Source organism: Enterococcus sp. DIV0421 (assembly GCF_051713745.1).
GTDB classification, from domain to species: Bacteria; Bacillota; Bacilli; order Lactobacillales; family Enterococcaceae; genus Enterococcus_D; species Enterococcus_D casseliflavus.
Genome location: NZ_JBIOQM010000007.1, coordinates 1 through 6,004 on the forward strand (window position 1 = coordinate 1; position 6,004 = coordinate 6,004).

Here is a 6,004-nt window from a genome sequence, read left to right on the forward strand (position 1 = left end):
TAGGCTTGACGTACTTCTCTTTGTACTACTATTCATTTCCTCTATCTTTTGACCCAGAGAGGATACAAATCTTTTTATGGTTAGGAATAGTTTTGGGAATATTATGGATACTATTGGCTGTGCAACAATATATATTTATCTCTGAATTTTTATTTTGTTATAACAGTTTAGCTGCTATAAGAAACAAACATTTTTGTAATCGACTGTGTAACTCACTAGAGAATGATGGAGAATTCAAATTGTCTGAAGCGGGTGTAAATACTGATTTTAGAGATTGTGTTGAGAAAAATCTTATAAAAATAGTCAATGATGACTCACTATCGAATCTGAAGTCTAATAGTAAAATCTATATTCATTTTATAAAACCATTTGATCAAATTTGTAAAGATAGAGAAAACATCTTATCTGATGGTCTCTTTTTAGATTATTACTTTGAGTAGGGATCAGATAGTAATAAGTTTATATGTAAAAATCTAATATTGATGATTAAAGACAGATGAACAATTTCATTTGTCTTTTTTTGTTTGAAGAATGAACGAGAGAGGAGGTTAATATGGGAAAGAAAAATAAACAGAAAGAAATAAGCAAAGACCACAAAAAGAATTACGAAAAAGAAAAGAAGAATAGCTTGCGCTTTTTAGCCAATCGTAAATTTCTTACTTATTTTTCTGTGATCGCATTTTTGGTGCTAATGACATTAGGAAATTGGCTTTTCCATCAGTGTGTGGCTTTTTTTAGTCAGTCACTCTTTGAGTTCACAGTGAAGCGATCGCATGTTTCGTATGGTCAAACGATATTCTATTACCCAATATTGCGCTATCCCTTCTTCTATTTCTTATTATTTATAGGAATAGTTACTTTCATTGGTTACTTTGATTATAAGCTGTACACATCTTTTCGACCATTGGAAGACGATTTAACACAAGGAACCATGCATTTTACCCCAGAAGAAGATATGGAAAAAGAATATGAGAAAGTTCCTGTTCATATTTTTTCTGAAGATGAAGATTTTTATGATGGAAAGCCAGGGTATCCGGTAGGTCGTAAACCGCAAACGACAGAAGAGAAAGAAAAAGGCATATTTTACTATTATGTAGATACGTCCGATTCGAACTCAGCGACCCTTGCCGGTACAAGGCAAGGGAAAGGCATTTTCTTTGTTGATCCTTTCATAGATATATTAACTAGAGCCCGCTTAATTGCCAATCGGGCTTCTTTTGTCATGACTGCGACCAAAGGAGACGAGCCGAGAAAGTGGTACAAAACACTGAAACGACGAGGATACAACGTTCGAATCTGTAATACTGTAAATCAATATTTCTCAGACCCAATCCCAACTTTAGCCGTCTTCAATAATTATTATCGGCACTACAAACGATTGAAGAAGAAGGCAGACAAAGCGAAACAAGAAGAGGATAAAGCGAGTCGCATGAAGTACAACGTATTGGCAGAACAACAATTAGCCAATGCAGAAAAAGCAATCAACCAAGCTGCATTCCTTTATTTCAAAGAAGTAAATGAAGGAAAAGACGGTGGTTTTTGGACGAAAGCTTGTCGCAACTTGTTTATTTCTACTGGTCTTGCTTTAGCGGATCAAGAGTTTGAACAAAATGAAAAAATGAAGGTGAATCCATACACCATTTATACGGTAGTCAATGACATGATGTCTAAACATATCAAAGAAGGCAGCCATGATTTTTTGAATCAGTTCGCAAAGGATAAAAAAGACCTACAGCGCTTGTTAGCTGAATATGAAGAGAAATCATACTTGGATGTCTTTTTTAGCGAAATGCCAAGAAGTCACCCCGCAAAGCGCTATTTTGATGCAATCAAAGCCTCTGCTCCCGCACAAGTTACCCTGGGAAATATCGTGACTCATTTTGATGGAGATCTCCAACAATTTCTCATGAGTGCTAATGCAAAAATGACTGCTTATGATGATGGATTTGATCTGGAATCAATTGGTTTTGATCGTGAACGTCCGACTGCAGTTTTTGTCGTTTTATCCGACGCAGATTCTTCTAATAATGCGGTAGGGGTCAATTATATTGATCAAATTTATCAAGTGTTACTCAATCGTTGCAATTTAGAAGACGATTCGGCTTGTTACCGAGCAGTTCACTTTATTTACGAAGAAGGCGGAAATCTAGGTGTGGCAATTTCTGATTTAGCTCGCAAGTGGACTTCAGGGGCGAGTCGGAAATTATTTCAGCATTTGGTCTTACAAGATACGGAACAATTAACGTCGTTATACGATGAGCAGACCAAAGAAATCATTTTAGGGAATACAGCGAATCTCGTGTATATCCGGACTGGTTCCAAGACAACCAATGAATATATCTCTGGACGTTTAGGAACCCGCTCAAATTATTCGAAAACACGGCACAAAGATCCAACATCGATCAGCTCTACTGAAACAGAAAGTTCGGAACGAATCGATCTATTAGCTAGTTTTGAATTGGAGAGAATGAGAGCCGGTGAATCTGTCGTTCTTCGAATCAATAAGCATAAAGATTTAAACGGAAATCCAATCTATCAGTATCCCATTCTAAATTCTCAGGAAAATGATTCAAATATGATTCCTTTTTATGAATACCGGAAGTTGGATAAAGTCTCTTGGGAGGAAATACCTGTAAATAACCAATTTGTAGAAATGGAACTAGAAGAGCTGGATTGGTCACTCATGCCACAACAGGAAAAAGCAACTCAACCAGCTGTGATACAAAAAGAGGTGCCACCTATTGAAACGTACAGGAAACCTATTCCTAAAAAGGAGGGGACGCAATTGTCTTTATTGTCACTGGAAGAATTGATCCAGTTAGAAAAAAACAGTGGGAAGGAAGAACGGCGGAAAAAAGAAGAAAAAGCAAAAGTTTTAGAACAGCTATATTCAGTCGAAGAAAGGAAGCAATCGGTTCAAACGTATTACTCAAAGGAACAAGTGGAAGAAATACAGAAAATAATGGCTCGCTTCTTTGTTGGCCAAAAAGAAGTGTTACAAGAACTAAAACAAATACTTGAAAATGGCCAGGTACAGTCTTTATGTACGTTCTTGTTATCGACTAGTGAAGAACGCATGATCAACCGGTATATCCAACAATTTCGAGAATGGAAGGAGGCAGTCTATGAGTGACAAAGAAATTTTAGAAAAGCTACTCGAATTTGCGCCATTCTTGAGTATTCAAAGTATGATCAAAGATATTGGTCGTTCGATACTTTATTGGATCACTAGTGTGTTGATGTGGATTGTTGAAAAAGTAGGTGGGGTACTGACGGAAATGGTTAGTGTCTTAGGCTTTTACAACGCTACGGATATGACTGGAAAAGGGGGAATCCTGGATACTTTTAGTGCGTTTCAAAAATTTGGAATTGGGATCACACTTTTAATTATCGGCGCTGTGCTGTTTCTTGGGAAAACAGAAGAAACAAGAGCGGTTCCGATAAATGCTTTATTGATGGTAGTTATCGTTATGTTACTTCCTTCAATCATGTCAGATGGAATGAAGATCGTCAATTCTACTGTCGATGCAGTTAGCAGCGAACAAGCCGAGTTCGGTTTTGACAGCTTTAAAAAGAATGTGACTGATGTTTATGTTTTAGCAGACAATGGTTGGACTACAACGGAACCAAAAAATAAAAATTACTTAGAAGACCGCGATTTTTTTGATATTAATGAGAAAATCACCGATGCTGAAGAGATTGATAATGGCGAACCATTATTGTATGAAGTGGTAAATAGCAAATCCGGTAGTGGGAAAGAGCTTCAAAAGTTTGATTCTGATGGAGGAGGAATCACTGATTGGCTTATGAAGAAATTATTTGTGAAGGGATACTATCGGTGGTCTGTAAACTGGTTACCATTGATCGCCACTCTGGCATGTCTTGCATTTTCTTTAGTCATTTCTTTGGTTCGGTGTGGAAGGTTAGGAATTGAACTTGGCTTTAATTATATTTGGGCGAATATTGTTGCTTACTTCAGTATTCGAAACATTAAATTCCTCAAAACTGCTGTTTTGGAGCTTTTTTCAGGATTTGTCCTGATCCTTTCTATTTTCGGCATGTATGCAGTGTTTATTGCTTATAATTCCTGGTTGGGGATACAACAGTTATCCGTATTAGCGCAGATATTTGGGATTATCGGTGGTGCATGGTTTATCTATGATGGTCCTTCGATTATCCAAAAAACACTCGGTATTGATGCTGGACTATCTACAGCTGGAAGTTTCATTATGGGGATTGGTGCATTGAAAGCCGTGAAGAAAGCAGGTGAAATGACTGGTAAAACAGTTAATGGTGCCGCAAACACGGCCGGTTTTGTGAAAGGATTATCTGAAGGAATGCCTTCAAAAGAGGAACCAAAAAATGATGAAAAAGCTGGTCTAAATTCCAAAATGGCGAAGAATACCAACGAGGATCTTCCGGAAGAAGAAAACAAGAATGGCAGTAACAACCAACAACCGGATGTGCAAAATCAAGAAGATTCGAATGAAAATTCCGAAGAACTCGATCAACCTCAAGAGAATGAGCCAGGTACAAGTGAAGCAGAAACAGAGCAAGAAACAAACGAAGATCAATTACCACAAACGCCGGAAAATCAATCAGTTGAACTTCAAGAAGAGCCAGAAGCTCGTATTGAAGAAAATCTTGAACTGTCTGAAAATGATGCGAACTTGGAACAAACTGAGCCGTATGCGAATGATTACGAAAATAATATGGAGGATGATCACAATAACAATAGTATAGATGACTTTGAAGGGGAATCCAGCGGTTCACCACATGTTGAAGAACAAACACCACTAACAGATCAACCAGAAAGCAACAATGATCAATCAAATCTATCGACAACTGATAATGAAGTGCCAATTAATGAGTCAACTGCGACCAGTTTAAATTCAGGTGATGTTGAATCTAAAAAGATAGGGAATGAGAAGGATTCAGCTGTGAAAAATAATTCTATGACTAAGAATATCCACGGAAACCATGTGGAAAATAAAAAGCCGGAAAATGATAAAGATGAAGAATTACCGAATCCATTTGTTAAAAAAGTGAATCAAATGATCCATACGCCAAATTACCAAAAGAATACGAAAAATAAGGTCGGGAACATGGTTGATGGGTACAATCGCAACAAAGAATTTGGCCAGGAAGTCAATGAATGGTTAAATCAACGCAGAAATAAACGAGAAGAGGAACATCCTGAATCAGTTGCCCCTTATCTAGAAAGAAAAAGAGCTAAAAATAAGAATAAATCGGGGTAGGTGAAAACAGTATGCACGATATTCAAAACGAGATATTTACGGAAACGAAATTTTGGGGCGCTATTTTATTAAAAGATAGCGTAGCAGGTTTTTTAATCTTTAATCTTGCGAGAAATGTCCAGGATGCGACTTATGGCCCATTACAAAGCGTTTCTTTTTGGTTTGTCATTTTGATGGGCTTTTTTTGGTTATGTCCGAGTGTGAGTAATGCGAAACTGAGGAATTACCAACGACTATTTATTACTTTAACAAATAATCGATCGACCTACCATGCGATCGATCGAATGGATTTTGAGGTACAAGAACGAATCGACATGGTCATGGGAACTGTAGAAGAAATGGAAAAAGAAGACGAAATGCTTTCTTTAGAAGAACTTGAAACTGAGCGCTTGGATAACGTGTAATTCAGGGAAGTGTTTGTGGTATAATAGCAGAACAGTAAAGTTTGTGACGGTGGCTATCTTTTGAAAGGTGGTGGTGCATTATGAATGTACTATCGAAATCTGAAGAAAGGAGTAGCCCTTTGCAAGATGTGGATATAGTCGGTATTTTGTTAGCAATAGCGCCTGTTTTATTGGCCTTCATTGGTTTAATCGAAGCATGTGTGAAACTAGCAGATACGATTATACACACACGTTCTTCTAGGCGTAAAAGCAAGAAGAAACGAAAAAAGAGTGCAAAAAAATAACCGTCCTCTTTAGCCGGTTGACGATTATTTTTTTAAGTAATTAAAACTGGCCACCGTC

At 37.3% G+C, this 6,004-nt stretch carries 5 protein-coding genes; all 5 read left to right on the forward strand.

Annotated features, from left to right (window positions below):
- Positions 1 to 440, forward strand: a 440-nt coding sequence (locus IGI96_RS19560; protein WP_438785699.1) for a hypothetical protein, incomplete at its 5' end; no start/stop codon positions are given.
- A gap of 113 nt (positions 441 to 553) precedes the next feature.
- Positions 554 to 3,133: a type IV secretory system conjugative DNA transfer family protein gene (locus IGI96_RS19565; protein WP_438785531.1), complete on the forward strand. Its 2,580-nt coding sequence runs from the start codon at positions 554 to 556 to the stop codon at positions 3,131 to 3,133.
- Positions 3,126 to 5,258, forward strand: a complete 2,133-nt coding sequence (locus IGI96_RS19570; protein WP_438785700.1) for a pLS20_p028 family conjugation system transmembrane protein — start codon at positions 3,126 to 3,128, stop codon at positions 5,256 to 5,258. Before IGI96_RS19565 ends, IGI96_RS19570 begins: the two co-directional genes overlap by 8 nt.
- Before the next feature lie 11 nt (positions 5,259 to 5,269).
- On the forward strand, positions 5,270 to 5,662 hold the full coding sequence (locus tag IGI96_RS19575; RefSeq protein ID WP_438785701.1) for a DUF5592 family protein: 393 nt from the start codon (positions 5,270 to 5,272) through the stop codon (positions 5,660 to 5,662).
- An 80-nt stretch (positions 5,663 to 5,742) separates the two neighbouring features.
- On the forward strand, positions 5,743 to 5,946 hold the full coding sequence (locus IGI96_RS19580; RefSeq protein WP_077454678.1) for a hypothetical protein: 204 nt from the start codon (positions 5,743 to 5,745) through the stop codon (positions 5,944 to 5,946).
- The last annotated feature ends 58 nt before the right edge of the window (positions 5,947 to 6,004 follow it).

What these genes read in the sequence shown, in the direction of transcription:
- IGI96_RS19565 (WP_438785531.1), top strand. Translation starts at nt 554, where the DNA reads ATGGGAAAGAAAAATAAACAGAAAGAAATAAGCAAAGACCACAAAAAG.
- IGI96_RS19570 (WP_438785700.1), top strand. Translation starts at nt 3,126, where the DNA reads ATGAGTGACAAAGAAATTTTAGAAAAGCTACTCGAATTTGCGCCATTC.
- IGI96_RS19575 (WP_438785701.1), top strand. Translation starts at nt 5,270, where the DNA reads ATGCACGATATTCAAAACGAGATATTTACGGAAACGAAATTTTGGGGC.
- IGI96_RS19580 (WP_077454678.1), top strand. Translation starts at nt 5,743, where the DNA reads ATGAATGTACTATCGAAATCTGAAGAAAGGAGTAGCCCTTTGCAAGAT.